General features: G+C 61.9%; 20 protein-coding genes. 13 read left to right on the top strand and 7 right to left on the bottom strand.

Annotated features, from left to right (window positions below; all coding sequences use genetic code 11):
- Nucleotides 1-8: 8 nt before the first annotated feature.
- From msrB to ACQ4MS_RS19640, 5 genes are all read left to right on the top strand, one after another.
- Nucleotides 9-419, top strand: a complete 411-nt coding sequence (gene msrB / locus ACQ4MS_RS19660; protein ID WP_431096355.1) for a peptide-methionine (R)-S-oxide reductase MsrB — start codon at nucleotides 9-11, stop codon at nucleotides 417-419.
- Nucleotides 420-586: 167 nt separating this feature from the next.
- Nucleotides 587-1213, top strand: a complete 627-nt coding sequence (locus ACQ4MS_RS19655) for a septation protein A (RefSeq protein WP_431096354.1) — start codon at nucleotides 587-589, stop codon at nucleotides 1211-1213.
- A complete protein-coding gene (locus ACQ4MS_RS19650; protein WP_431096353.1) occupies nucleotides 1210-1503 on the top strand; it encodes a BolA family protein in 294 nt (97 codons plus the stop codon). The genes ACQ4MS_RS19655 and ACQ4MS_RS19650 overlap by 4 nt, the downstream gene beginning before the upstream one ends.
- A gap of 102 nt (nucleotides 1504-1605) precedes the next feature.
- Complete coding sequence (locus ACQ4MS_RS19645; protein ID WP_431096352.1) at nucleotides 1606-2391, top strand: peptidyl-prolyl cis-trans isomerase; 786 nt, start codon at nucleotides 1606-1608, stop codon at nucleotides 2389-2391.
- Nucleotides 2392-2730: 339 nt separating this feature from the next.
- Complete coding sequence (locus tag ACQ4MS_RS19640; RefSeq protein WP_431096351.1) at nucleotides 2731-3141, top strand: CBS domain-containing protein; 411 nt, start codon at nucleotides 2731-2733, stop codon at nucleotides 3139-3141.
- 22 nt (nucleotides 3142-3163) lie between these two features.
- On the opposite strand, the gene purL is transcribed toward ACQ4MS_RS19640, so the two are convergent.
- Nucleotides 3164-7213: a phosphoribosylformylglycinamidine synthase gene (gene purL / locus ACQ4MS_RS19635; RefSeq protein ID WP_431096350.1), complete on the bottom strand. Its 4050-nt coding sequence runs from the start codon at nucleotides 7211-7213 to the stop codon at nucleotides 3164-3166.
- A 256-nt stretch (nucleotides 7214-7469) separates the two neighbouring features.
- On the opposite strand from purL, the gene map reads away from it, so the two are divergent.
- The gene (gene map / locus ACQ4MS_RS19630; RefSeq protein WP_431096349.1) at nucleotides 7470-8312 is read left to right on the top strand and encodes a type I methionyl aminopeptidase; all 843 of its coding nucleotides are present in this window, start codon (nucleotides 7470-7472) and stop codon (nucleotides 8310-8312) included.
- Nucleotides 8313-8362: 50 nt separating this feature from the next.
- On the top strand, nucleotides 8363-10954 hold the full coding sequence (locus ACQ4MS_RS19625) for a [protein-PII] uridylyltransferase (protein WP_431096348.1): 2592 nt from the start codon (nucleotides 8363-8365) through the stop codon (nucleotides 10952-10954).
- A 4-nt stretch (nucleotides 10955-10958) separates the two neighbouring features.
- Here ACQ4MS_RS19625 and ACQ4MS_RS19620 read toward each other — a convergent pair whose 3' ends face one another.
- Both ACQ4MS_RS19620 and def read right to left on the bottom strand, forming a co-directional pair.
- Nucleotides 10959-11669, bottom strand: a complete 711-nt coding sequence (locus ACQ4MS_RS19620; RefSeq protein WP_431096347.1) for a class I SAM-dependent methyltransferase — start codon at nucleotides 11667-11669, stop codon at nucleotides 10959-10961.
- A gap of 99 nt (nucleotides 11670-11768) precedes the next feature.
- Nucleotides 11769-12308: a peptide deformylase gene (def, locus tag ACQ4MS_RS19615; RefSeq protein ID WP_431096346.1), complete on the bottom strand. Its 540-nt coding sequence runs from the start codon at nucleotides 12306-12308 to the stop codon at nucleotides 11769-11771.
- Nucleotides 12309-12388: 80 nt separating this feature from the next.
- Between def and ACQ4MS_RS19610 the strand changes: the two genes are divergently transcribed.
- Complete coding sequence (locus tag ACQ4MS_RS19610; protein WP_431096345.1) at nucleotides 12389-12823, top strand: YbaN family protein; 435 nt, start codon at nucleotides 12389-12391, stop codon at nucleotides 12821-12823.
- A gap of 26 nt (nucleotides 12824-12849) precedes the next feature.
- Here the strand turns inward: ACQ4MS_RS19610 and ACQ4MS_RS19605 are convergent, their stop codons facing one another.
- The 4 genes from ACQ4MS_RS19605 to smc all read right to left on the bottom strand — a co-directional run bounded on the left by ACQ4MS_RS19605 (nucleotide 12850) and on the right by smc (nucleotide 20403).
- Nucleotides 12850-13449: a hypothetical protein gene (locus ACQ4MS_RS19605; protein ID WP_431096344.1), complete on the bottom strand. Its 600-nt coding sequence runs from the start codon at nucleotides 13447-13449 to the stop codon at nucleotides 12850-12852.
- An 8-nt stretch (nucleotides 13450-13457) separates the two neighbouring features.
- Entirely contained in the window at nucleotides 13458-15557 is a 2100-nt protein-coding gene (gene ligA, locus ACQ4MS_RS19600; RefSeq protein WP_431096343.1) for an NAD-dependent DNA ligase LigA, read from the bottom strand.
- Nucleotides 15558-15593: 36 nt separating this feature from the next.
- A complete protein-coding gene (locus ACQ4MS_RS19595; RefSeq protein ID WP_431096342.1) occupies nucleotides 15594-16670 on the bottom strand; it encodes a cell division protein ZipA C-terminal FtsZ-binding domain-containing protein in 1077 nt (358 codons plus the stop codon).
- A 196-nt stretch (nucleotides 16671-16866) separates the two neighbouring features.
- Entirely contained in the window at nucleotides 16867-20403 is a 3537-nt protein-coding gene (gene smc, locus ACQ4MS_RS19590; RefSeq protein WP_431096340.1) for a chromosome segregation protein SMC, read from the bottom strand.
- A 402-nt stretch (nucleotides 20404-20805) separates the two neighbouring features.
- On the opposite strand from smc, the gene dapC reads away from it, so the two are divergent.
- From dapC to prmB, 5 genes are all read left to right on the top strand, one after another.
- On the top strand, nucleotides 20806-22011 hold the full coding sequence (dapC, locus tag ACQ4MS_RS19585; RefSeq protein ID WP_431096339.1) for a succinyldiaminopimelate transaminase: 1206 nt from the start codon (nucleotides 20806-20808) through the stop codon (nucleotides 22009-22011).
- Nucleotides 22012-22023: 12 nt separating this feature from the next.
- A complete protein-coding gene (gene dapD / locus ACQ4MS_RS19580) occupies nucleotides 22024-22860 on the top strand; it encodes a 2,3,4,5-tetrahydropyridine-2,6-dicarboxylate N-succinyltransferase (protein WP_431096337.1) in 837 nt (278 codons plus the stop codon).
- 50 nt (nucleotides 22861-22910) lie between these two features.
- The gene (locus ACQ4MS_RS19575) at nucleotides 22911-24056 is read left to right on the top strand and encodes a PilT/PilU family type 4a pilus ATPase (protein WP_431096336.1); all 1146 of its coding nucleotides are present in this window, start codon (nucleotides 22911-22913) and stop codon (nucleotides 24054-24056) included.
- 312 nt (nucleotides 24057-24368) lie between these two features.
- Entirely contained in the window at nucleotides 24369-25592 is a 1224-nt protein-coding gene (dapE, locus tag ACQ4MS_RS19570) for a succinyl-diaminopimelate desuccinylase (RefSeq protein ID WP_431096335.1), read from the top strand.
- Nucleotides 25589-26500, top strand: coding sequence for a 50S ribosomal protein L3 N(5)-glutamine methyltransferase (gene prmB, locus ACQ4MS_RS19565; RefSeq protein WP_431096334.1), 912 nt, complete (start codon nucleotides 25589-25591; stop codon nucleotides 26498-26500). Before dapE ends, prmB begins: the two co-directional genes overlap by 4 nt.
- Nucleotides 26501-26558 lie beyond the last annotated feature (58 nt).

Genomic DNA, 26558 nt, shown 5'->3' with positions numbered 1-26558 from the left:
GACCAGACATGAGCACCAGGATCCAGAAAACCGACGCCGAGTGGAAGGCCTTGCTGGCCGAAAAAGGAGCCGAACCTGCTGCCTTTGAAGTCACGCGTCACGCCGCCACCGAACGCCCGTACACCGGCAAATATGAAGCGGTGTGGGATGACGGCAGCTACCACTGCATCTGCTGCGGTGCCAAGCTGTTCGAGTCGGAAACCAAATTCGATGCGGGCTGCGGCTGGCCCAGCTTTTCAGAAGAAGCCGTGCCGGGCGCGATCGAGGAAATTGTGGATCGCAAACATGGCATGGTCCGCACTGAAACCGTGTGCGCCAGCTGCGGTGCGCACCTGGGTCATGTGTTTCCTGATGGGCCGTCTCCCACAGGCTTGCGCTATTGCATGAATTCTGCCTCTCTCGATTTCAAGAAGAAGTGAAGCCCCCACGGTCGCTCGCTGCGCGTAGCTTCCTGCCCCCCGAGGGGGCCGCCCGCCTGCGGCCCGGCAAAGCCGGTTCCGCGGCTCATGCTTGCTAATTCGGGACCCAACGCCAGTGAGCTCTTTCGCTTCTTCTTTCGCTTCTTTTACCCCGCGATAATCACTTCATGAAAATTCTTTTCGACTTTTTGCCGATTGCCCTTTTCTTCGGCATGTTCAAGTACGCCGAAGGCAACAGGGATTGGGCTGCCGCCACGGCGACCGAGTGGCTGGGCTTTATGGTTTCCGGAGGAGTGGTGGGCGCGGCTGAGGCGCCGGTGCTGCTGGCTACCGTAGTCGTCATCGTCGCCACACTGGCCCAGATTCTCTGGCTCAAGATGAGCGGCAAGAAGGTCGACACCATGCTGTGGATCAGCCTGGGCCTGGTGACCGTGCTTGGCGGCGCCACCATCTACTTCCACAGCGAGAGCTTTATCAAATGGAAGCCTACCGTCCTGTACTGGGTGATGGGTGGCGCGCTGCTGCTGGGGCAACTGGTGTGGAAGAAAAACGGCATCAAGTCGCTGATGGGGTCGCAGATGAATTTGCCGGATTCCATCTGGCGCGTGGTCAATTTCAGCTGGGTAGGATTCTTTGCCGTCATGGGCCTTCTGAACCTGTGGGTGGCCTTCACCTTCTCCACCGCCACCTGGGTCAACTTCAAGCTGTTCGGTGGCCTGGGCCTTATGGTGGTGTTTGTACTGGCGCAGGCGGTTTATCTCAACAAGCACATCGAACCGGGCACCACGCCATGAACACCAGCGTGTCAAGCGTCCTGCCTGTGCGCACCGAAGAGATCGAACGGCAACTCAAGGCGCAGCTTCAACCCACCCAGCTGGAAGTTCTTGACGAAAGTGCCGCCCATGCGGGTCATTCAGGCGCCAACGCTGAAGGCTATGGCACCCACTTTCGCATCCGTATCGCCAGCCCGGCTTTTGCCGGCAAGAGCCGCGTGGCACGCCATCGGCTTGTGTATGATGCAATGCAAAATTTCATCGATCAGGGCCTGCATGCCCTGGCCATTGAAATCATCGAATCACCCTGAACTTCCGCTGATTTGCGCCAGTACCCCGACCTGGGGACCACGGCACCGTCAGCATCCGCTGCCAACGCTTTCGAGCACCATCAAAAGGATTACAAAAACATCATGAAGAAACATTTCTTAGTTGCCCCGGCTATTGCCGCACTGCTGGCCTTTGGCGCGCAAGGCGCTTTCGCTCAAAACCTGGCCATCGTTAACGGCAAGGCTGTGCCAAAGTCACGCCTTGATTCACTGGCTCTGCAAGTTGCCAAGTCGGGCCGTCCAGTGACGCCTGACATGGAAGGCCAGTTGCGCGAGGAAGTGATCGCGCGCGAGGTGTTCATGCAGGAAGCTGAAAAGCTCGGCCTGGCTTCCAGCGATGACGTCAAAGTGCAAATGGAGCTGGCACGCCAGACCATCCTGATCCGCGAGCTATTTTCTGACTACCAGAAGAAAAATCCGGTGAGCGAGGCCGAGCTGAAAGCGGAATACGACAAGTTCGCCGCAGAAAACGGCGGCAAGGAATACAAGGCTCGCCACATCCTGGTCGAAAAAGAAACAGAAGCCAAAGAGATCATTGCAAGCCTCAAAAAGGGCGGCAAGTTTGACGACATAGCCAAGAAGAAGTCCAAAGATCCCGGATCCGGCGCCAAGGGTGGCGATCTGGATTGGGCCAACCCTTCCAGCTATGTGCCGGAGTTCACCGAGGCATTGGTCAAGCTCAACAAGGGTCAGACCACCGATACCCCGGTGAAGAGCCAGTTTGGTTATCACATCATTCGTGTGGACGACATCCGTACGGCCCAGCTCCCCTCCTTTGAGGAAGTAAAGCCGCAAATCGCCCAGCAGATGCAACAGCAAAAACTGGCTGCGTTCCAGGACGGTTTGCGTAAAAAAGCCAAAGTGGAATAAACGCAGGCCACAAGCCTTCGCAAACGCGGCCCATGTGGCCGCGTTTTTCATTTCAGCACCTATATCAATGCATGACCGGTGGACCTGCCCCAAAAAGGAGTGCACTGGATTGACGGGCGCCACCGGCATCGCTCCAAGCTTTCCGTGGCGCTTGTAAGCATGGGCCTACGCTCAGGCAATAGACGAGACTACGGCCGGCCAAACAGACGGGGTTAAGGTGGTGACTTGCCTGACACAGTATTTACCTGGACCTCCCTGGCGCATCAAAAAGCCGGCCAGTCAGGCCGGAAGCGCGGAGGCTGCATTCCCCAACGACCTCAACATTTGAAGGAGATTGCCATGAACAAGATCAAGGACGTCATGACACGGCAGGTGGACGTCATCAGCCCCGATGCGAGCATCGCCGAAGCCGCCCAGCGCATGCGTACGGGGGATTTTGGTTTGTTGCCGGTGGGTGAAAACGACCGGATGATAGGCGCCGTTTCCGACCGTGACATTGTTGTGCGCGCCGTGGCCGAAGGCAAAGCAGCCGATACCCGGGTGCGCGAGGTAATGTCAGAAGGTATTCTCTGGGCCTACGACGACGATTCAGTCGAGGACGCCGTGAAGATCATGAGCAAGCACCAGGTGCGCAGGCTGCCCATCATCAATCACGACAAACGGCTGGTCGGCATTGTGGCCCTTGGCGATCTGGCGGTGAACAAGGAACTGCAACCCGCTGCCAAGGCCCTGGCCGGCATCTCGGCCTGAGCAAGGCCTTGACGCTTGTGCCTTACCCCACCCACTTGCGCGCGTTGTGCCATAGGCTCATCCACGGGCTGTGTTCGCTGGCGTCGCCGGAAGTCCAGCTCTTCTGGATGTTGCGGAACACACGCTCGGGGTGCGGCATCATGGCTGTGAAGCGGCCGTCGGCGGTGGTCACGGCCGTCAGGCCGCCGGCGCTGCCGTTGGGGTTGGCCGGATAGGCTTCCGTCGGCTTGCCATCGTTGTCGGTGAAGCGCATCGCGGCAATCGCCTTGGACGCGTCGCCCCGGAAGGCGAAATTGGCATAACCCTCGCCGTGCGCCACCGCGATGGGCATGCGGCTGCCAGCCATGCCCTGCAGGAAGATGCTGGGCGATTCCAGCACTTCGACCATGCTCAGGCGCGCCTCGAAGCGTTCGCTGCGGTTGGTGGTGAAGCGCGGCCAGGCTTCGGCACCTGGGATGATGTCAGCCAGCTCGGCGAACATCTGGCAGCCGTTGCATACGCCCAATCCGAAGGTGTCTTGTCGCGCGAAGAAGGCCTTGAACTCCTCGGACAACGCCGGATTGAAGGTGACGGAGCGCGCCCAGCCTATGCCCGCGCCCAGGGTGTCGCCGTAGCTGAAACCACCGCAAGCCACAATGCCCTTGAAGTCGGCAAGTTTGGCGCGGCCGGTTTGCAGGTCGGTCATGTGCACATCGCAGGCTTCAAAGCCAGCTTCGGTAAACACGTAAGCCATTTCTACATGCGAATTGACGCCCTGCTCTCGCAGCACCGCCACACGCGGCCGCGCCGAGAGGTTCAGCGCGGGAGCCGCCGGTACTTTGGCGGGGTCGAAGCTCAATTGGACATGCAGGCCAGGGTCGGCAGGATTGCCGGCGGCCGCGTGCTCGGTGTCGGCGCAAACAGGGTTGTCGCGCTGCTGGCAGATTTTCCAGCTAACCGAGTCCCAGACTTGGTGAAGGTCCTGCAGCTTGGCCGAGAACACCGCCTTGGTGTCGCGCCAAACCTGGACCTCGCCCTTGCCGACCTCGAGTGAAGCGTGCTGCGGGCGGGTCTTGCCGATGAAGTGGCTGAAGGGGGAAAGGCCGTGCTCACGCAGGGTTTGCATGACCTCGTTGCGCGCCGACGTGGCCACCTGGATGACAGCTCCCAGCTCTTCGTTGAACAACGCCTTGAGCGTGAGCTCTTCGCGGCGCGCGCCGACCTGGCTTGCCCAGTTCTTGCTGTCGCCGGTGTCCATGCGGCTGTCGGAAATACCATCGCCTTCGACCAGCAGCATGTCGATATTGAGCGACACGCCAACATTGCCGGCAAAACCCATCTCGCAAACCGCAGCAAACAGGCCGCCGTCGCTACGGTCGTGGTAGGCCATCAGCTTGCCCTCCTTGCGCAGCGCGTTGATGGCGTTGACGAGGTTGACCAGGTCTTTCGGGTCATCAAGGTCAGGGACGTCGCCCTCTTCCTTCTCCAGCGTCTGGGCCAGGATGGAGCCGCCCATGCGGTTCTGGCCTTTGCCCAGGTCGATCAGGATCAGTGTGCTGTCGGCCTCATCACGGTTCAGCTGCGGGGTGAGCGTGCCGCGCACATCGGGCAGTGTGGCGAAGGCGCTGACGATCAGCGACACGGGTGATGTGACCTTCTTGCTGTCAGCGCCGTCGCTCCACACGGTGCGCATCGACAAGGAATCCTTGCCGACCGGAATCGACACGCCCAGAGCCGGGCAAAGCTCCATACCCACGGTCTTGACGGTTTCGTAGAGCGCCGCATCCTGGCCGGGTTCGCCGCAGGCGGCCATCCAGTTGGCCGAGAGCTTGACGCGCGGCAACTCAATCGGCGCGGCCAGCAGGTTGGTAATGGCCTCTGCCACAGCCATGCGGCCGGAGGCGGCCGCGTTGACGGTGGCCAGCGGCGTGCGCTCGCCCATGCTCATGGCTTCGCCTGCAAAGCCGCTGTAGTCGGCCAGCGTGACCGCGCAATCAGCCACCGGCACCTGCCAGGGTCCGACCATCTGGTCGCGGTGCGTGAGGCCACTCACGGTCCGGTCGCCGATGGTGATCAGGAAGCGCTTGGAGGCGACTGTCGGATGGCTGAGCACGGCAATCGCACTCTTCTGCAAATCAACGCCGGTCAGGTCGATTGGCTTGATCGTGTGTTTGACGGATTTGACGTCACGGTGCATTTTTGGCGGTTTACCCAGCAACACATTCATCGGCATGTCGACTGGCGGGGCCGCGTCGTTGTCGGACAGCACCAGCTGTTTTTCTTCAGTAGCCACGCCAATGACCGCAAACGGACAACGCTCACGCTCACAAAAAGCCTGGAACTGCGGCAGCGACTCAGGCGCAATCGCCATCACATAGCGTTCCTGGCTCTCGTTGCTCCAGATTTCCTTGGGCGAGAGGCCGCTTTCTTCCAGCGGCACGGCGCGCAGGTCAAACTTCGCACCCCGGCCGGCGTCGTTCACCAGTTCAGGGAAGGCGTTGGACAAACCACCGGCGCCCACGTCATGGATGGCCAGAATCGGGTTGGCCGCACCCAGCTGGGCGCACTGGTTGATGACTTCCTGGGCCCGGCGCTCAATCTCGGGGTTGCCGCGCTGCACGGAATCAAAGTCGAGCTGGGCTGCATTGGCGCCCGAAGCCATGGAACTGGCCGCGCTGCCGCCCATGCCGATACGCATGCCGGGGCCGCCCAGCTGGATCAGCAGCGTGCCGGCCGGGAACAGGATTTTCTTGGTCAGCGCCGCGTCTATCGTGCCGACGCCGCCGGCAATCATGATGGGCTTGTGGTAACCCCAGCGCTGGCCGCCCACGGTCTGCTCATATTCGCGGAAATAGCCGTTCAGGTTGGGCCGGCCGAACTCATTGTTGAAGGCCGCGCCGCCCAGCGGGCCTTCAGTCATGATCTGCAGCGGGCTGGCGATGTGCTCGGGCTTGCCATAGGACGTGGCAGCGTCGTCAAACAACCTGGACACAGTAAAGCCCGTGAGACCCGCCTTGGGCTTGGAGCCGCGGCCGGTCGCGCCTTCGTCGCGGATCTCCCCGCCCGCGCCAGTGGATGCGCCGGGAAAGGGAGAAATCGCTGTGGGATGGTTGTGCGTCTCGACCTTCATCAGCACGTGCATCTGCACGTCGTCGATTGCGCTATAAGTTTGATAGCTGGTTGCGCCGGTATTTATTGGGCTAGAGGCCAATTTGCCACTGCTTTTGGCATAAAAACGCTGGGTTTTATAGCCTTCCATGACAGAGGCGTTGTCGGAATACGCCACCACCGTGTGCTGGGGATGCAGCTTCTCGGTGTTGCGGATCATGCCGAACAGGCTTTTTTCCTGCGGCACGCCGTCAATCGTGAAGTCGGCGTTGAAGATTTTGTGGCGGCAATGCTCGCTGTTGGCCTGCGCGAACATCATCAGCTCGACGTCGGTCGGGTTGCGCTTGAGCTGGGTGAATGCGTTGACCAGGTAGTCGATTTCATCCGCGGCCAGCGCCAGGCCGAACTCGGCATTGGCCTTTTCGAGTGCGGCCTTGCCGCCAGCCAGGACGTCAATAGTCTGCAGCGGCGCGCCTTGCAGTTCGGTAAAGAGGCCGGCAGCCTGCGCGCGGTGGAACATCACGCTTTCGGTCATGCGGTCATGCAGCAAGTCGGCGACCTGCTCACGCTGGGCACCCGTCAGGGCAGTTTTGCTGAAAAAGCCTGATTTCAGGGTGACGCGGTATTCGGTGATGCGCTCAACACGCTTGACGGCCAGGCCGCAGTTGTGGGCGATATCGGTGGCCTTGGAGGCCCAGGGAGAAACTGTGCCAAAACGTGGAGAGACGATGAAAACCAGGGCGTCATCTGCCTTGCCAGCGTTTGCCTCGCAAGGCTCGCCGTAGGTGAGCAGTGCGGCGAGTTGCGTTTTGACCGTGTCCGAAGGCGGCGATTCAGTCGCCACGAGATGCACGAACCGGGCGCTGATGCCGACGATCTTGTCGTGGATGGCTTGCAGGCGGGGAAGGAGTTGCTGGACGCGGAAGTCGCTGAGGGCGCAGATCCCGGTGGGTTCGCCCTCAAAAGTCGTCAGGTGCAGGGTCACGATAGCGGTGGCCTTGTAGTGGGAAGTGGGCAGCTCATGGCTGTTTTGGGTTTAACACCGCCTGCAAGCGCCTGGATCGGGCCGGGTTTTGCGGTTCGCGTTAACCCGTAATTTTATCAGTGACTGGGGCATGTGCCGGGTTCGGCAGGAGCCGGGCACGGGCACTTTTGCGATTCCTTCGGGCCAAAAAGCGCGAAAGCCCCCGGCCCCTATGCTGAAAATGCATGCGCGGAAGAGCGGTGGGATAATCGAGGCCATGAGCATTACTTACAAAGACGCGGCAGGAATTGAAGGCATGCGCCTGGCAGGAAGGCTTGCTTCCGAAGTGCTGGACTATCTCGCCCCTTTCGTCAAACCGGGTGTGACCACCAATGAAATCGACCGGCTGGCCCATGACTACATGACCCAGGTCCAGGGCACCATTCCCGCCACTCTGGGCTACGGCCCCCCGGGCTATGTGCCCTACCCCAAATCGCTGTGCACTTCGGTCAACCACCAGGTCTGCCACGGCATTCCCAACGACAAACCGCTCAAAAAAGGCGACATCGTCAATATCGATGTGACGGTCATCACCAAGGACGGCTGGCACGGCGACAACAGCCGCATGTATCTGGTCGGTGAAGCTTCCATCGCGGCCAAGCGGTTGTGCCACGTGACCTACGAGGCCATGTGGCAGGGCATCATGCGCGTCAAACCCGGCGTGAGGCTGGGGGATATTGGCTTTGCGATCCAGACTTTTGCCGAAAAACAGGGGTTTTCCGTGGTTCGCGAGTTTTGCGGCCATGGGATTGGCCAAAAATTCCATGAAGAGCCGCAGGTGCTTCACTACGGCCGGCCTGGCACGCTCGAAGAGCTGACACCGGGCATGACCTTCACCATCGAACCGATGATCAACGCCGGCAAGCGCGATATCAAGGATGGCCCCGAAAAGGACGGCTGGAGCATCGTGACACGTGATCACTCCCTGTCCGCCCAGTGGGAACATACGGTGCTCGTCACCGAAACCGGCTACGAAGTGCTGACCCTGTCCGCCGGCAGTCCACCCATCCCGGCCTTTGTGCCACAAAGCAGCCCTGCCCAAGCCGCTGTCACCGCCTGAACGGGCGCACAGTGGCGCCGCGCGCACCCCATGACCCTTGCGGCCCCGGCATGACTGAGCTGGCCCCGGTCCGCGAGCAATACAAAGCGGGAAAAACCGCCCTCCTCGCCACGCTGGCCGCCAGCGGCGCGTCGTCCCGCGGCATCCACAGCCTGTTGCAAAAATTTGCCCGCCACGCAGACGCGACCCTGCAGCTGCTCTGGCAACGTGCGGGCTTCCCGGCTTCCGCTTGCCTCGTCGCAGCAGGAGGGTTCGGCCGCGGTGAACTGTTTCCCCATTCCGACGTGGACGTGCTGCTGCTATTGCCGGACAACGCCAACATCGAAGGCGACCCAGCCCTCCAGGCCAAGGTGGAAAGCTTTATCGGCGCCTGTTGGGACGTGGGTCTGGAAATCGGTTCCAGCGTGCGCACCGCTTCCGGTTGCGTGGAGGAAGCCTCTAAAGACGTTACGGTGCAGACCTCGCTACTGGAAGCGCGCCTGGTCGCCGGTTCCAAAAAGAACTTCCAGCAGCTGCAAAAACGCCTGGCCGCCGTGCTCGACCCACAGGCCTTTTATGTGGCCAAGACGCTGGAGCTCCGCCAGCGCCACAACAAATTCGAAAACACCCCCTACTCGCTCGAGCCCAATTGCAAGGAATCACCAGGCGGCCTGCGCGACTTGCAGGTGATTTTGTGGGTGGCGCGCGCCGCCGGCCTGGGCAAGTCCTGGGACGACCTGGCGCGCAACGGCCTGGCCACGCCTTTCGAGGTGCGGCAGATCAAGGCCAACGAGGCCCTGCTGAGCCTTATCCGTGCGCGCCTGCACCTGATCGCGGGGCGGCGGGAGGATCGCCTGGTATTCGACCTGCAGACCGCTGTGGCCGAGTCCTTTGGCTATTCTGCGGAGGCCGACGATGGCAGCAAGCTGCCGCGCCGCGCCAGCGAAGCCGTGATGAAACGCTACTACTGGGCGGCCAAGGCGGTTACCCAGCTCAACCAGATCCTCCTGCTCAATATCGAAGAGCGCCTGAACCCCAACACCTACCCGCTGCGGCCCATCAATGAACGGTTTTTCGACAAGGCCGGCATGCTGGAAGTGGCCAGCGACGACCTGTATGTGCGTGAACCGCATGCCATCCTCGAAACTTTCCTGGTATTTGAAACCACGATTGGCATCAAGGGCCTGTCGGCACGCACGCTGCGCGCGCTCTACAACGCCCGCGGGCTGATGAACGGCAAGTTCCGCAGCGATCCGGTTAACCGCGACACTTTCCGCCGCATCCTGCAGCAGCCCGAGGGTATTACCCATGCCATGCGGCTGATGAACCAGACCTCTGTGCTGGGCCGCTACCTCTGGATCTTCCGCAAGATCGTTGGGCAGATGCAGCACGACCTGTTCCACGTCTACACGGTGGACCAGCACATCCTGATGGTGCTGCGCAATGTGCGGCGTTTTTTCATGGCCGAGCACTCACATGAATACCCGATGTGTTCGCAGCTTGCGGCAGGCTGGGACAAGCCCTGGATTCTGTATATCGCCGCGCTGTTCCACGACATCGCCAAGGGCCGCGGCGGGGACCATTCGGAGCTGGGGTGCAGGGAAGTGCACATTTTTTGCCGCCAGCACGGCATCGCCGCCGAGGACACGAAACTGATCGAATTCCTGGTGGGTGAGCACCTCAGCATGAGCCGTATCGCCCAAAAAGAAGACCTGAGCGACCCCCAGGTGATTGCGGCATTTGCCAAACGCGTCGGCAACGAACGCTATCTCACGGCGCTCTACCTGCTGACGGTGGCCGACATACGCGGTACCAGCCCCAAAGTCTGGAATGCCTGGAAAGGCAAGCTGCTTGAAGACCTGTACCGCTACACGCTGCGCGTGCTGGGCGGCCGCGCGCCGGATGCGGACGCCGAGGTGGAGGCGCGCAAACGCGAGGCCCTGACTACACTGGCCTTGCACGCCGAGCCTTTCGAAGCCCACAAGGCGTTGTGGGACACGCTGGACGTGAGCTATTTCATGCGCCATGAAGCCTCTGACATCGCCTGGCATGCGCGCCAGCTTTCACGCCATGTGGGCAAGGCCAAGGCAATTGTCCGTGCGCGCCGCTCATCGGCCGGCGAAGGCATGCAGGTGCTGGTCTACACGCCCGATGCCCCAGACCTTTTTGCCCGCATCTGCGGCTACTTCGACGAAGCCGGCTTCAGCATTCTGGACGCCAAGATTCACACGGCGAAGAACGGCTATGCGCTGGATACCTTCCAGGTGGTAAGCCCTACCCTGGCCGACCACTACCGCGAACTGGCTGCAATGGTGGAGGCCGACCTGGACCGCACCATCGAGAACCCCGGCCCGTTGCCACCGCCCAGTAAAGGCCGTGTGTCGCGCCGGGTCAAAAGCTTCCCCATCGCCCCGCGCGTGGACCTGCGGCCCGACGAAAAAGCCCAGCGCTGGCTGCTCAGCGTGTCGGCGAGTGATCGTGCCGGGTTGCTGTACCGCATCGCACGGGTGCTGGCACGGCACCGCATCAACCTGCAACTGGCGAAAGTCAGCACGCTAGGCGAACGTGTGGAAGATACCTTCCTGATCGATGGTCCCGAACTGCAGCACAACAAGGCGCAGATCGCCATCGAGACTGAGCTGCTCGAGGCGCTCAACACTTGAAGCTTCAACCGGCCGGTTTGCGCAGGTATTGCAGCAACCGTCCCTTGTAGCTGCCGCCATCCGGCAGTTCAGCGATTCGTGTTTCGGTACGCGAATAGCCCAGCGCATCCATTTTTCGATTGAAGCTGGCCCGGTTGCCGCGGTCCGGGTCCACGATCAACACCTCGGTATGTGGCAGCGCATGCAATTCGATGAACTGCGACAGAATTTCCGGCTGGCTGCGGTCGTAAAGCACGTCGCTGCCGATGATCAGGTCGAAGCGCCCCAACAGCGGGTTAGCACGCGACCAGTTTCCCGTCTGGTATTTCATGGCCGGCAAATGATTGAGTTTGAGGTTTTCCAGCAAGAACGCGGCCGCCAGCGGGTGGCAGTCGCTGGCGGTGATATCACCGCCACGCCGGTGCACGACGAGGCTGGCAAGGGCCAGGCCGCAGCCCAGTTCGAGGATGTGCCTGCCTTCGAGCTCGAAACTCTGCATGGCATGGGCTAGTACCCTGCCCGACGGCCACAACAGGCCGAATATCGGCCAGGCCGAGGAAGATATCCCTTCGCGCTCGGCCTCTCCCAAGGGGTCATGGAATTGCTGACGGTTCAGCAGTGAGCGCAGCTGCAGGTCCGCACCGCTGCCGCTCACGGTTTCAAATTTCAATTCGTAAGGCGGCGGGGAGACAGCTCCGGCGATGGGAACTGCTCCCGAAACAGGAGCGTGCGACATCCGGAAAATTTCCTTGCGTACAACACGCTCAATACGGGGCGAAATAGCCCTCAACCTGGCCAGTGTACGCCTTGAGGTCTTCCTGGCGCGGCGCTTGGCTCAATCGTCGTCGGCCGCGTCCAGACCTGGGAAAAGCACATCGGTAAAACCGAACTGGCTGAAGTCGCGAATGCGCATGGGATAAAGCTTGCCGACCAGGTGGTCGCATTCATGCTGCACCACCCGTGCATGAAAGCCGTCCACGGTGCGTTCGATTGCGTCGCCATACTGGTCAAAGCCGCTGTAACGAATCCGTGAAAGACGCGGGACAAGGCCTCGCAGGCCGGGCACGGAAAGGCAGCCTTCCCAGCCATCCTCTTCTTCAGGGCCCAGGGGCGTGATCAACGGGTTCAGCAACACCGTGCGAGGCACCACTGGTGCATCCGGATAGCGCGGGTTGACCGTGTCGGTGCCGAAAATAACCAGCTGCAAGCCCACACCGATTTGCGGTGCCGCCAGCCCGGCGCCATTGACGGCACGCATGGTGTCGAACATGTCTGAAATGAGCAGGTGCAGCTCGTCGGTGTCGAACGCCGTGACGGGCTGGGCCACGCGCAGCAGCCGCGGGTCGCCCATTTTGAGGATTTCGCGAATGGTCATGCACCGATTATCACGGTGTCACGCCGCTCATGCAGGCTGCAAAAGCCCGACAACCCAGCCGGTCCGCGGCAAAATGGGGCATGTCCGACAACCCCGACCCGGCACCTGTTCTCTCCTCCCCGTCTTCCACGCCCGTGCGGTGGTTGATGATGGCTCTGGCTGTCGTCAGCCTCTTGCTGGGCCTGATGGGACTGTTTTTGCCCGTGCTGCCAACGGTGCCTTTCATTCTTCTATCGGCCTGGGCGGCAGCGCGCAGTTCCCCGCGCCTGCTGGCCTGGCTGGAAGCTCACCCCGCCTTCGGACCCATGCTGACCGAATGGCGGCGAGGCGGCGTGGTGCGCAGGCGTGCCAAATGGCTGGCCACCCTGACCATGGGCGCCAGCGCTGTGCTCATGCTGCTGACTTTGCCTAAGCGCTGGATGGCCGTGCTGTTGATTGCCTGCATGGCCTGCGTGCTGGTTTGGCTATGGCGGCGGCCGGAGGAGTTGACTGCAGCCAGTGAGCCGCCCGGCTAAGCTGACAGGGGTCGAATCAACGCGGACTATTTGTATTCAGAAGCATAGGGCACGCCAAAGAACCCTTTGCGGACATAAAACGTAGCGTTTTTTTTATCCATATCCATACGAAAAACCCGCACATCCTGCCTTGCTTTCACAACCTTCGCCGGGTCTCCCCCTCCCCAGTTTGCTAGGTGCAAAGTCGCACCTCGTTTGCTGCCTGAGGGGGCTGGTTCGATTCGGACAATCTGCGTGGTGACTCTCGCCACTGGAGATGAATCGAAGTGCACATTTGCGCCTTCCACGATGCCTTGAGCACAAAAAAGGAAAACCCCGCAGAACAGCAAGGACCCTGCTGCAAGCTTTCCGGTTTCACTGGCAGTTTTGTTCAACCGTTCAAGGACCACTGAAACAATACCGGTGAAAGCGGCGCAGGCGATGCTCCAAAGCCCCCAGTCGCTCAAAGGCAACCACGACCATTCGCCCAAAAAATTCACGTGAATAGGTGTGGTGAACTTGCCGCCGAAAGCCACAGCCAGCAGCACCATGCCAATGGCCAGGCCGATGTACCACTCGAAAACTCGCTGCCGCCGTAAGTAGGCTTGGGTATCAACGGCACCGGCACCAGATGAAGCTTCTTCCATTGCCGGCCTTATTCACCAGTCAGCATGGCCAACAGCGCAGCTTCGTCGATGACAGTCACGCCCAGCTCCTGCGCCTTGGTCAGCTTGCTGCCGGCCTCTGCCCCAGCCACCACATAGTCGGTTTTTTTGCTGACCGAGCCGGCGACTTTGCCGCCAGCGGCCTCCACCGTGTCCTTGGCCTCGTCGCGGCTCAGCGTGGGCAAGGTGCCGGTGATGACAAAAGTCTTGCCCGACAACGGTTGCGGCGCCTTGGCAGCTGGTTCGCCCTCCTCCCAGGTCACACCGCAGGCGCGCAGTTGCTCGACCACTTCGCGGTTGTGCGCCTGCTCAAAGAAGGTGCGAATACTCTGTGCCACGATGGGGCCGACATCACTGACTTCCAGCAGTTGCGCTTCGGTGGCGTCCATGATGGCGTCCAGCTTGCCGAAATGGCGTGCCAGCTCTTTGGCGGTGGCTTCGCCGACATGGCGTATGCCCAGGCCGAACAGGAAGCGCGGCAGTGTTGTCTGTTTGGATTTCTCCAGCGCCTCGAGCAGGTTGTTGGCTGACTTCTCCGCCATGCGGTCCAGGCTGGCCAGTGCTGTCAAACCCAGCTTGTAGAGATCGGGCAAGGTACGGATCACATTGGCGTCCACGAGTTGCTCAACCAGCTTGTCGCCCAGGCCTTCAACCTCCACCGCACGCCTGTGCGCGTAATGCAGGATGGCCTCCTTGCGCTGGGCGCCGCAAAACAGGCCGCCGGTGCAGCGGTAGTCGGCTTCACCTTCTTCACGCAATGCATCCGAGCTGCAGACCGGGCATTTGCGCGGCATGGTGAACTGCGGCGCGTCCTGCACACGTTTTTCAAGAAGCACGCTGACGACTTCAGGGATGACATCGCCCGCGCGGCGTACAACGACGGTGTCACCTACGCGCACATCCTTGCGGCGCGCTTCGTCTTCGTTGTGCAGCGTAGCGTTGGTAACGGTGACGCCCCCCACAAACACTGGCGCCAGCTTGGCAACCGGTGTCAGCTTGCCTGTGCGGCCGACCTGCACTTCAATAGCCTGCACGGTGGTGAGCTGCTCTTGCGCCGGGTATTTGTGCGCCACGGCCCAGCGCGGCTCGCGCGTAACAAAGCCCATTTTTTTCTGAAGCGCCAGGCTGTTGACCTTGTAGACCACGCCGTCGATGTCGTAAGGCAGGTTGTCGCGTTGCTTGCCGATGAACTGATGAAACGCTATTAATTCAGGAGCGCCTTGCGCAAGTTGTGTTTGGGCTGCAACCGGAAAACCCCATGAACGAAGCGTCAGCAGCAACTGGAAGTGAGTTTCAAATGCCGGGCCGCCCGCTTCCGCTGGCGTGATGTCTCCCAGGCCATAGGCAAAGAAGCTCAGGCGCCGGCGCGCGGCCAGGGCCGGATCAAGTTGCCGCACGCCGCCCGCTGCCGCGTTGCGCGGGTTGACAAAAGTTTTTTCGCCCTTGATGCCTTGGGCAATTCTTTCGCGCTGCTTTTCGTTCAGCGCCTCGAAGTCGGCGCGGCGCATGTACACCTCGCCGCGCACTTCCATGACGGGCGGAGCGTCGGCGGGTAGCCGAAGCGGTATCTGGTTGATGGTGCGGATGTTTTGCGTCACATCCTCGCCAACTTCGCCGTCACCGCGAGTGGCCGCCTGCACCAGGATGCCATTCTCATAACGCAGGCTCATGGCCAGGCCATCGAACTTGAGCTCGGCCACGTATTCAACGGGTGGATCGGACTCGGCCAGGCCCAGTTCCTTGCGCACGCGGGTGTCGAAGTTTTGCGCGCCAGTGGCTTCGGTATCGGTTTCGGTGCGAATGCTGAGCATGGGCACCTTGTGGCGCACGCTGGCGAACTGGTCCAGTGGCTTGCCGCCCACGCGCTGGGTCGGCGAGTCGGGTGTCAGCAGTTCGGGGTGGGCGGCCTCAAGCTCTTGCAGTTCCTTGAACAGCTTGTCGTACTCGGCATCGGGAATTGTGGGTTCATCGAGCACGTAATAGCGGTGCGCGTGCAGATGCAGTTCGGCGCGCAACGCAGCGACACGCGTTGCGGCGGAGGCCGGTTGCGGCGAGGGTTCGGGCTGCGCAAACAGGTCTTTGGTGGCCATGGAAAAAATCGGAAACGGGCGAAAAGCCTCGGAAAATCAAGAAAAGAGGCGGCGTCCCAGCACCGAACCGGCCGATAAATCGCGGCTGTCCAGCGTGTCGTAAAGCTGCTCCAGGTCGGCATGGATGACTTCCATGGCCTCGGGCCGGATCAGGTTGCCGTTGTCGTCGATGATCACGCCATCCATGTTGGCAGCCAGGGACAGCGCGGCTTCGCACATGCGCGCAAAGGGCTGCTCGGAGCGCAGTACCTGGGGCACATCCAGCGACAGCGTGAGTTCGCGCAAGGCCGTTTGCTCAGGGTCTTCGGACATCGCCGCCTGCGTGTCAAAGGCCAGGCCCAGGATGGGCGCGTGGCCTGGCTGGCTGGCCGGCAGCACCATGCGGCCGGGGATGGCGCCGGCGACAAATCCCAGACGCGCTGCGCTTTGCTGCACATAGCCGGGGCTCCAGGCGGTGTTGACGGCGCGCAGGGTGAAGCTCAGCTGCGCATCGTGGCCGCTGGCGAACTGGTCCAGCTCACGGGCGCGCGCTACCTCGTCCAGCATCTCCGGAAACTCGGGCTCGCCGCCTATGGCATCGGCAAAAGCCTGCGCCTTCATCACAAACTCGGAGTATTCGATCTGGTTGAGCGCGCCGGTGCGGTTGGCCAGTTGCACACCGCACTGGAAGGCGCTGTAGCGGTGGCCTGCCGTGGGGAATTCCCATTCGCCGGTGATCACGCTGAGGCCTTCCACGCCAAAGGGCTTGCTGCCCGCCCGGCGCGTGCTGGGCATGGCGGCCAGCGCAGCCTCGCCGGACACCACGCCTTCGACGGCCACAGGCGCCACCGCGTCGATCAGCACGTCCAGACCGGGTTTCCGGTCGGGCGTCATCGAGGTAAGGGACGCCAGCGAGGCCAGGCCTGAATCCACGTCAAAGCTGGGTTCCTGGCGTTCAACGAGGGTGTCCTCACCCCCTTGCCCTTGCGGCGGAACGGCTTCCGGCGTCGCGGGGGGCGCCTCGGGCGTGGCCTGCTTGGGCAGGTTGCGGCGGGACGACCAGGCGCTGTGGGCCACCACACCGGCCAGGACCAGCCCGCCCACCACCGCCAGACTGATCTGCAATGTGCTCATTGAGCCCCCACGCTGCTCGCTTCGCGTAATACGCGAGGCCTTGCAGGCCGCGGCTCGCGAGACGCGTCGCCTCCGTCGCCCGTCCAAGCCTGCACAGGCAGGCTTGGAGCCGCGGGCTCCAGCCCCTCAGGGGCCGCTGCGCCTGCGGCCCGGCAAAGCCGGTTCCGCGGCCCCTGCTGGCTTAAAACCCCTGTTTTCATGCGGCCTCGGCGAAACCTATCGCAGCTTCCATGTCCACCGCCACGATGCGTGAAACGCCCTGCTCCTGCATGGTCACACCGATCAGCTGCTCGGCCATCTCCATGGCGATCTTGTTGTGGCTGATGAAGAGGAACTGCGTTTCCTTGCTCATGGACTTCACCAGCTTGGCGTAGCGCTCGGTGTTGGCGTCATCCAGCGGCGCGTCGACCTCATCGAGCAAACAGAAAGGCGCGGGGTTGAGCTGGAAGATGGCAAACACGAGTGCGATGGCCGTCAGCGCTTTTTCGCCGCCCGACAGCAAGTGAATGGTCTGGTTCTTCTTGCCGGGCGGCTGGGCGATCACCTGCACGCCGGCGTCGAGGATTTCCTCGCCCGTCATCATGAGCTTGGCATTACCTCCGCCAAAGAGTTCAGGGAACATGCGGCCGAAATGGCCGTTGACGGTGTCAAAAGTGCTCGACAGCAAGTCACGTGTTTCGATGTCGATCTTCTTGATCGCATCTTCCAGCGTGGTCATGGCTTCGTTCAGGTCGGCAGATTGCGCGTCGAGGAACTGCTTGCGTTCGCGGGCCGTGCTCAATTCGTCGAGTGCGGCCAGGTTGACTGCCCCCAGCGACTGGATTTCGCGGTTGATGCGGTCAATTTCACTTTGCAGACCCGTCAGGCGGACATTGCCGGACTGGATGGATGCTTCCACCGCAGCCAGGTCGGCCTGTGCGTCGGCCAGCAACTGGGCGTATTGCTCAAAACCCAGGCGGGCGGCTTGCTCTTTCAGCTGGAATTCGGTGATGCGCTGGCGCAGCGGGTCAAGCTCGCGCTCCAGTTGCAGGCGCCGCTCATCGCTGGCGCGCAGCTTGTTGGTCAGGTCGTCGTACTGGCTGCGCTTGGCGCCCAGGTCGGCCTCCCGCTCGAGCTTCACGCTCAACGCGCTTTGCAGGCCGGCCTGCGCGGCGGCGTCTGTCAGGCGTGTGAGTTCTTCACGGGCTTGTGCTTCTTCGGCGGCGATAGAACCGGCTTGCTGGGCGGCGATGTCGATGGAGCGGGCCAATTCGTCGCGGCGCGACGCCAGGCTGCGCAGTGCAAACGTGGCTTCCTGCGCCTGGCGCTCCAGCGTGCGCTGCAGCTCGCGTGATTCACCCAGCTTGCGCTCGGTTTCGATCACGCGGTCGTCGAGCTGCGCATGGCGTTCCTGGCTGTCAGCCAGCTGCATGTCGAGCTCTTCAAAGCGGCCCTCAGCTGTGACTTTGCGCTCTTGCAACTCGCCGAGCTGCGCTTCGATTTCGGCCATGTCGGCCTGGATCTGCTCGCTGCGTGCGCGGGTCTGCTCGGCCAATTGCGTCAGGCGCAGCACTTCGACTTGCAGCTCATGGGTGCGGCTCTGGCCTTCGGCGGTTTCCCGGCGGGCGGTGGCCAGGCGCTGGGCGGCGTCGGCATAGGCGGCCTCAGCGCGTATCAGCGCAGAACGGGCCTCTTCGCTGATCAGGGCCTGGGCCTTGAGCTGCTTGTCGAGGTTTTCGATTTCCTGCGCGCGGGCCAGCAAGCCGGCCTGTTCGGAATCTTGCGCGTAAAAGCTCACGCTGTGGTGCGTGACGGCATGGCCGCTCTGCACGTAAATCACTTCACCGGCCTGCAGCTTGTCGCGAGCGGCCAAGGCGTCGTCCAGGCCTTGGGCCGTGTAGCAGCCCTGCAGCCAATCGCCCAGCAATGCCGACTGGCCGGCGTCGTTCAGGCGCAGCAGCTCTGTCAGCGGCTTGAGATTGATCGCGGTGTTGGGGCGCGCAGGCGCGGCGGCGTTGGGCGGCGAATAAAACGAGAGCTTGGCTGGCGGCGTGTCGCGTCCATCGGTGCCGGCAAAGCCGCGCACCATGTCGAGCCGGCTGACTTCCAGGGCGCCCAGGCGTTCACGCAGTGCGGCTTCCAGCGCGTTTTCCCAGCCCTGCTCGATGTGGATGCGGCTCCACAAGCCCTGCAGGCCGTCCAGGCCGTGCTTGGCCAGCCAGGGCTTGAGCTTGCCGTCGGTCTTGACCTTTTCCTGCAAGGCCTTGAGCGCTTCCATGCGCGCCGACAGGTCGGCCCGCTTGGCGGATTCGGTGTTGACGGTCTGCTGCAGCGTGCGGCGCTCTTCGTCGAGCTGCGGCACGCTCTCGGTCAGTTCGTGCAGGCGGGCTTCGGCTTCTGCCTGGGCTTCCTGCGCGGCGGCGAACTGCGTATTCAGGTTGGCCAGGCGCGCTTCATCAGGGGCATTGAGCGCGTTGCGGTCGGCGGTGAGCTTTTCCAGCCGCAGGTTCAGGGTGCGCGACTGCTCTTCGATGTTGCGCTGGTCGGCGGCCAGCACCTGGATTTGCTGCTGCACCTGACCCACGCTGGCGCGCTGTTCGTTGGCTTTGGCCTGGGCCTGGCGCAGAGCGTCTTCGAGGGCGGGCAACTGCGTCAGGTGCTCTTCGGTCTGCGCAGCCAGCAGCTCGGCTTTTTCTTCGGCTTCAATGGCTTGCGCGGCCAAATTTTCCGTCTCGACGGCGGCGTCTTCCTTGCGCGTAGCCCACTGGGCGGTTTGTTCTTTCAGCTGGGCCAGCCGTTGTTCTACGCGCTGGCGGCCATCGACCACAAAGCGGATTTCGGCTTCGAGGCGCCCGACTTCGGCGCTGGCCTCATAAAGCTTGCCCTGTGCCTGGTTGACCTGGTCGCCGGCGGAGTAATGCGCCTGGCGGATGGTTTCGAGGTCGGCCTCGATGTGGCGCAGGTCGGCCACGCGGCTTTCGAGGTCGTTCACGGCTTTTTCGGCGTCAGCCTTGACTTTGGACTGGTCGGCCTCGCTTTCGGCGCGCTTGAGGAACCACAGCTGGTGCTGCTTCAGGCTGGCGTCGGCATGCAGCGTGTTGTAGCGCATGGCGACTTCGGCCTGCTTTTCGAGCCGGTCCAGGTTGGCATTGAGTTCGCGCAGGATGTCTTCGACGCGGGTCAGGTTTTCGCGCGTGTCCGACAGGCGGTTGGCGGTCTCGCGGCGGCGCTCTTTGTACTTGGAAACGCCGGCGGCTTCTTCAAGGAAGAGGCGCAGCTCTTCGGGCTTGGACTCGATGATGCGGCTGATGGTGCCCTGGCCGATGATGGCGTAAGCGCGCGGGCCCAGGCCGGTGCCCAGGAACACGTCCTGGACGTCGCGGCGGCGCACCGGCTGGTTGTTGATGTAGTAGCTGGAGGTGCCGTCGCGCGTCAACACGCGCTTGACGGCGATCTCGACAAACTGGCCCCACTGGCCGCCGGCGCGGTGGTCGGCGTTGTCAAACACCAGCTCCACGCTGGACCGGCTGGCGGGTTTGCGCGTGGTGGTGCCGTTGAAGATGACGTCCTGCATGGATTCGCCGCGCAGCTCGGAGGCCTTGCTCTCGCCCAGCACCCAGCGCACCGCGTCCATGATGTTGGACTTGCCGCAACCGTTGGGGCCCACCACACCGACCAGTTGGCCCGGCAGCACAAAATTGGTGGGCTCTGCGAATGACTTGAAACCAGATAGCTTGATCGAATTGAGACGCACGGCTGTCCCTGTTTTTTTAGGCCTGAGACAGTGTTCGCAGGCCCTAACTCGTTGATTCTTATAGCGCTTTTTCTCAAACGCCGACACGCGGCGTGTACCACTTTCAGTAGCGCACGGTCCGTCATGTTACCCGAGCGGGACAGCGATTTTGCCGGGAAAAAGGCCCTTGACGGCCCCTGCGTGAAACACTTTGCTTCGGACGGCTGCGACCTGCCCGGATGAGGTCCGGCTCCAAGGTGCCCCAAAATGACCAAAGGACCGGCAAATAAGCGTCAAATTGGCCTCGAGCCCAATAACAACAGGCGCGAGTTGCTATTGATTTAGTAGCAACAACTGGGAAGCCCAGGCAACCACAAACCCAACCCGCGGCGGCACGGCTGGGCAAGGCTGGATAATCCGGGTATGAATCCCCTGCTTTCACGCCTCCAGCCCTACCCTTTTGAGCGGCTGCGCCAACTGCACGCCGACGTCACCCCCAACCCTGCCTACAAACCCATCAGCCTGGGCATTGGCGAACCCCGCCATGCCACGCCCCAGCTCGTCAAGGACGCCCTGACAGCCAGCCTGGGTGGCCTGGCCAGCTACCCCGGCACCTTGGGTGAGCCCAAATTGCGCCAGGCCATGGCCGACTGGATGGCCCGCCGCTACGGCCTGAAGCTGGATCCTGCCACGCAAATCCTTCCCGTCAACGGCTCGCGCGAGGCACTCTTTTCACTGGCGCAAACCGTGCTGGACGCCAGCAAACCCGGCGCCACAGTCGTTTGCCCGAACCCGTTCTATCAAATTTACGAGGGCGCGGCCCTGCTGGCAGGCGTCCAGACCTGGTTTGCACCCAGCGTGCCGGCGCGCAACTTCGGTATCGACTGGGCGGCCGTGCCGGCCGAAGTCTGGGCCAAAACCCAGCTGGTGTTTGTCTGTTCCCCCGGCAACCCCACCGGCGCGGTGATATCGCTGGACGAATGGAAGCTGCTGTTTGAACTCAGCGACCGTTACGGCTTTGTCATTGCCTCGGACGAGTGCTACAGCGAGATTTACTTTCGAGATGAAGCGCCCCTGGGCGGACTGCAGGCCGCAGCGGAACTGGGCCGGCCTGACTTCAAGAACCTGATTTCCCTCACCAGCCTTTCCAAGCGCAGCAATGTGCCGGGCCTGCGCAGCGGCTTTGTCGCGGGTGATGCGGCCTTGATCAAACCGTTTCTGCTCTACCGCACCTACCATGGCAGCGCCATGAGCCCCATCGTGCAGGCGGCCAGCATCGCCGCCTGGAACGACGAGCAGCACGTGGTGGACAACCGCGCCATGTACCGCGAAAAGTTCGCCAAAGTCACCCCCATGCTGTCGGCCGTGATGGACGTTGTCCTGCCCGACGCGGGCTTCTATTTGTGGGCCGCAATCCCCGAAGTCTTCAGAGGTTCAGACACCGCGTTCTCGCGCGAGCTGCTCGCTCTTTACAATGTCGTGGTGTTGCCGGGCAGTTACCTGGCACGCGATGCGCAGGGGCACAACCCCGGCGCCGGCAGAATCCGCATGGCGCTGGTGGCAGAAACCGCCGAATGTGTAGAGGCCGCAGAGCGCATCGTCCAGTTCATCCAATCCAAAGTTCACTGAAAAAGCATTCTCATGACTCAAGCCAACCTGCAAGCGCTCCAGCAAACCATTGACGCCGCCTGGGAAGACCGCGCCAGCCTGTCGCCCAAATCGGCGCCCAAAGACATCGTGGAAGCCGTGGAGCAAACGATCTCCCAGCTGAACAACGGCTCGCTGCGCGTGGCCACCCGCGAAAGCGTGGGCGTGTGGACGACGCACCAGTGGATCAAGAAGGCGGTGCTGCTGAGCTTTCGCCTGCAGGACAACGAACTCATGCGTGCCGGCGACCTGGGTTTTTTCGACAAGGTCAAGACCAAGTTTGCGCACCTGAGCGAAGCTGAAATGCGTGAAACCGGCGTGCGCGTGGTGCCCCCGGCCGTGGCGCGCCGCGGCAGCTTTATCGCCAAGGGCGCGATCCTGATGCCCAGCTACGTCAACATCGGCGCCTGGGTCGGCGAAGGCACCATGGTCGACACATGGGCCACCGTGGGCAGCTGCGCGCAGGTCGGCAACAACGTGCACCTCTCCGGCGGCGTGGGTCTGGGCGGCGTGCTCGAGCCTCTGCAAGCCAACCCGACCATCATTGAAGACAACTGCTTTATCGGCGCACGCTCCGAAGTGGTCGAAGGCGTGATCGTCGAAGAAAACTCGGTGATCTCCATGGGCGTCTACATCGGCCAGAGCACGCCGATTTACGACCGCGAAGCCGACACCGTCACCTACGGCCGCGTGCCTGCCGGCTCCGTCGTGGTGTCGGGTAACCTGCCGAAGGCCGGCGGCAAGTACAGCATGTACTGCGCGGTGATCGTCAAGCGCGTGGACGCCAAGACGCGCTCTACCACCAGCCTGAACGACCTGCTCCGTGACTAAACACTGCCTTTTGGCTCGACTGCATATATTGAAATGACTGGGAGCGGACTATGAGCACGATGGAAAGAATCCTGCGTTTGATGGTGGACAAAAAGGCGTCGGACGTCTACCTGTCGGCGCATTCGCCCGCCCTGATCAAGATCAACGGCCAGGCTATCCCGATCAACGCGCAGATCCTGCCGCCGGAGGCGCCGCGCAACCTGCTGGCTGAAGTGCTGCCGCCCGAGCGCATAGAAGAGATGGAGGAAATGGGCGAGCTCAACATGGCGCTGCCGATTGCCGGCCTGGGCAACTTCCGTATCAGCGGATTCAAGCAGCGCAGCACCTATGCAGCCGTAATACGCTACATCCCCAGCGAAATCCCGCCTCTGGAAAGCCTGAATGTGCCGCCCATCCTGGCCGACCTGATCATGGAAAAGCGCGGCCTGCTGCTGATGGTGGGCTCCACCGGCGCCGGCAAAAGCACCACGCTGGCCTCCATGATTGATTTGCGCAACGAGACAACGCTGGGTCACATCCTTACCATCGAAGACCCGGTCGAATTTCTGTTCACCAACAAGAAATCGGTGGTCAACCAGCGTGAAGTCGGCAGCGACACGCAGTCGCTGCAGGTGGCGCTGAAGAACGCGCTGCGGCAAGCGCCTGACGTCATCCTGATCGGTGAAATCCGCGACCGCGAAACCATGTCGGCGGCCATTGCCTATGCCCAGTCGGGCCATTTGTGCCTGGCCACCATGCACGCGAACAACAGCTACCAGGCACTGAACCGGATCCTGAGCTTTTACCCGGTGGAAGTGCGCAGCACCATGCTGGGCGACCTGGGCGCGGCGCTCAAGGCCATCGTGTCGCAGCGCCTGCTGCGTACCCAGGACGGCGGCCGCACGCCGGCGGTAGAAGTCATGCTTAACACCAAGCTGATCTCCGAGCTGATCGAAAAAGGCGATTTTTCAGGCGTCAAGGAAGCGATGGAAAAATCCATGGCCGAAGGTTCACAGACCTTCGAGCAGGACATCGCCAAGCTGATCGTGGCTGGCACCGTCACCCGCAAGGAAGGTGTTCTCTACGCCGACTCGCCGACCAACCTGATGTGGCGGCTGGAAAATGACTTCGCCATCAAGGCCAAGACACTGGAGCCTGAAGAGGACCCGGATGACGAACCGTCCTTCACGGAAATCACGCTGGACGTGAAACACTAAAACACGGCCGCGCTCGTTTTCGGGCCGACTTGAACCCCGGGGCCTGTTAACACTATGTTTGCAAGATGCGTTGCGAGTCAAAAAGGCCTTGAGCAAGGCGCAAAAAGCAGGCGGGGTGAACCCCGTCAAGGCTTTGCAACGCCGCGCAGGGCCTTTTTGACCGCAACCCGGAGGGAATGGGGCGAAACCAGAGCCACTCCGCGTTGCGCTCCTCACCCAGACTCCCGATCTGGGATTCGTCGCACGCCTTGATTGGCGCTGTTTTCACCCCATTCGCATTTGTAAACATAGTGTTAACAGGCCCCAAACGACATGTCCCGAACCCTGCATCTCGCCGAACAGCTGATTTCCCGTCCTTCCGTCACACCTGAGGACGCCGACTGCCAGGCCATGCTGATTGCACGGCTGGCCCCCTTGGGGTTTCGATGCGAAACCATCGTGAGCGGCCCCGAGAACTTTCGCGTCACCAACCTGTGGGCCAAGCGGCAAGGAAATTTTAAGGGTTCTAGGCCTCCATCCCAGGCAGATACTGAACAAGTAGCTCCTGAATTGATAGCAAATGGTAACGCCCCAGCCGCCAAAACACTGGTATTCGCCGGCCATACAGACGTCGTACCGACCGGCCCCCTCGACCAGTGGCACAGCCACCCGTTTACCCCCAGCCACCGCGACGGAAAAATGTACGGCCGCGGCACCGCCGACATGAAGACCTCCATCGCGGCCATGGTGGTGGCGGTTGAAGAATTCCTGGCTGCCAACCCCGACCCGGCCCTGTCGATCGCCTTCCTGATCACCAGCGATGAGGAAGGCCCGGCCGTAGACGGCACGGTCGTGGTGTGTGAGCAACTCAAAGCACGAGGTGAGGTGCTCGATTACTGCATCGTGGGCGAACCAACCTCGGTCGACAAACTTGGCGACATGATCAAAAACGGCCGCCGCGGCACGATGAGCGGCAAGCTCACCATCAAGGGCGTACAGGGCCACATCGCCTACCCACACCTGGCCAAGAACCCGATTCATCTGTTTGCGCCGGCGCTGGCTGAATTGGTAGCCACCGAATGGGACAAGGGCAATGCGTTCTTTCCGGCCACCAGCTGGCAGGTGTCCAACATCCATGGCGGTACCGGCGCCTCCAACGTCATCCCGGGCGAACTGGTGGTGGACTTCAACTTCCGCTTCTGCACCGAATCCACACCCGAAAGCCTGCAGCACCGCCTGCAGGCGGTGCTCAGCCGGCATCAGCTTGAGTACGACCTGAAATGGACCCTGGGCGGCCTGCCCTTTTTGACCACGCCCGGCACGCTGGTCGACGCCGTGCGCGGTGCGATTCAGGCTGAAACCGGCCTGCAAACCGAGCTCTCGACCACCGGCGGCACCAGCGACGGCCGGTTCATCGCCAAGATCTGCCCCCAGGTCATTGAGTTCGGCCCCATTAACGCCACCATCCACAAGATCAATGAACACGTGCTGGTGAGCTCGCTCGACCCGCTCAAGAACATCTACAAGGGCGTGCTGGAACGGCTCGCGGCAGCATGAACAGGGCCACTGCCCCAGTGCCTTTAACGGTACTTGCACTCGTCGAAGAGTCGGCTGCCCAACTGGAAGCCGCAGGCCTGAGCTATTCAGACGGTTTTGGGCAGGGAACGACCAACGCGTTTGATGAAGCCGCCTGGCTGGTACTGTGGAAGCTGGGTTTGCCGCTGGACGACCTCGATTCAGTAGAAAATCGGCCTGTAACCCAGGAAGAACAGGCGCAGATTGCTATGCTTTTGGAAGCACGCATCAAAACCCGCAAACCGGCCGCCTACCTGACGAATGAAGCCTGGCTGATGGGCCTGCCCTTTTATGTGGACGAGCGTGTGATCATTCCGCGATCGCTGATTGCCGAACTGCTGGCCGACGCGAGCATCGACCCCTGGCTGGGCGAGCACACCCACCGCGTGCTGGACCTGTGCACCGGCAACGGCAGCCTGGCCGTGCTGGCGGCCATTACCTACCCCGACGTGACAGTGGACGCCGCCGACATCAGCCTGGATGCACTGGAGGTGGCGCGCATCAATGTGGACCGCCATCACCTGGACGGCCGGATCACGCTGATTGAATCCGACGGACTGGCGGCTTGCCCCGGTCTCTATGACCTGATTCTGTGCAACCCGCCTTACGTCAACACGGCCAGCATGGCGGCCCTGCCGGCTGAATTTCGCGCTGAGCCCGGCCTGGCGCTGGACGGCAACCGGCACGGCGGCACCGACGGCATGGACTTTATTCGAGACCTTTTTCAAAACGCCGCACGCCATATGAGCGAAAATGCGGTGCTGGTGCTGGAAATCGGCAATGAGCGCGAAAATTTCGAGCGCGCCTTCCCGGCGCTTGAGCCGCTGTGGTTTGAAACCAGCTCGGGCGCCGACCAGGTTTTACTGCTCACCCGCGAACAACTGGCCTGAGCCGACGCTCAGGGCCCCCGGCCTGAATGCCTGGCGCAGCGCTTGCATGGCAAGCGTG

This window comes from Polaromonas aquatica, assembly GCF_050626995.1.
GTDB classification, from domain to species: domain Bacteria; phylum Pseudomonadota; class Gammaproteobacteria; order Burkholderiales; family Burkholderiaceae_C; genus Polaromonas; species Polaromonas aquatica_A.
Note: the sequence above shows the minus strand (reverse complement) of the source record. Positions and strands in the feature narration are given on the sequence as shown.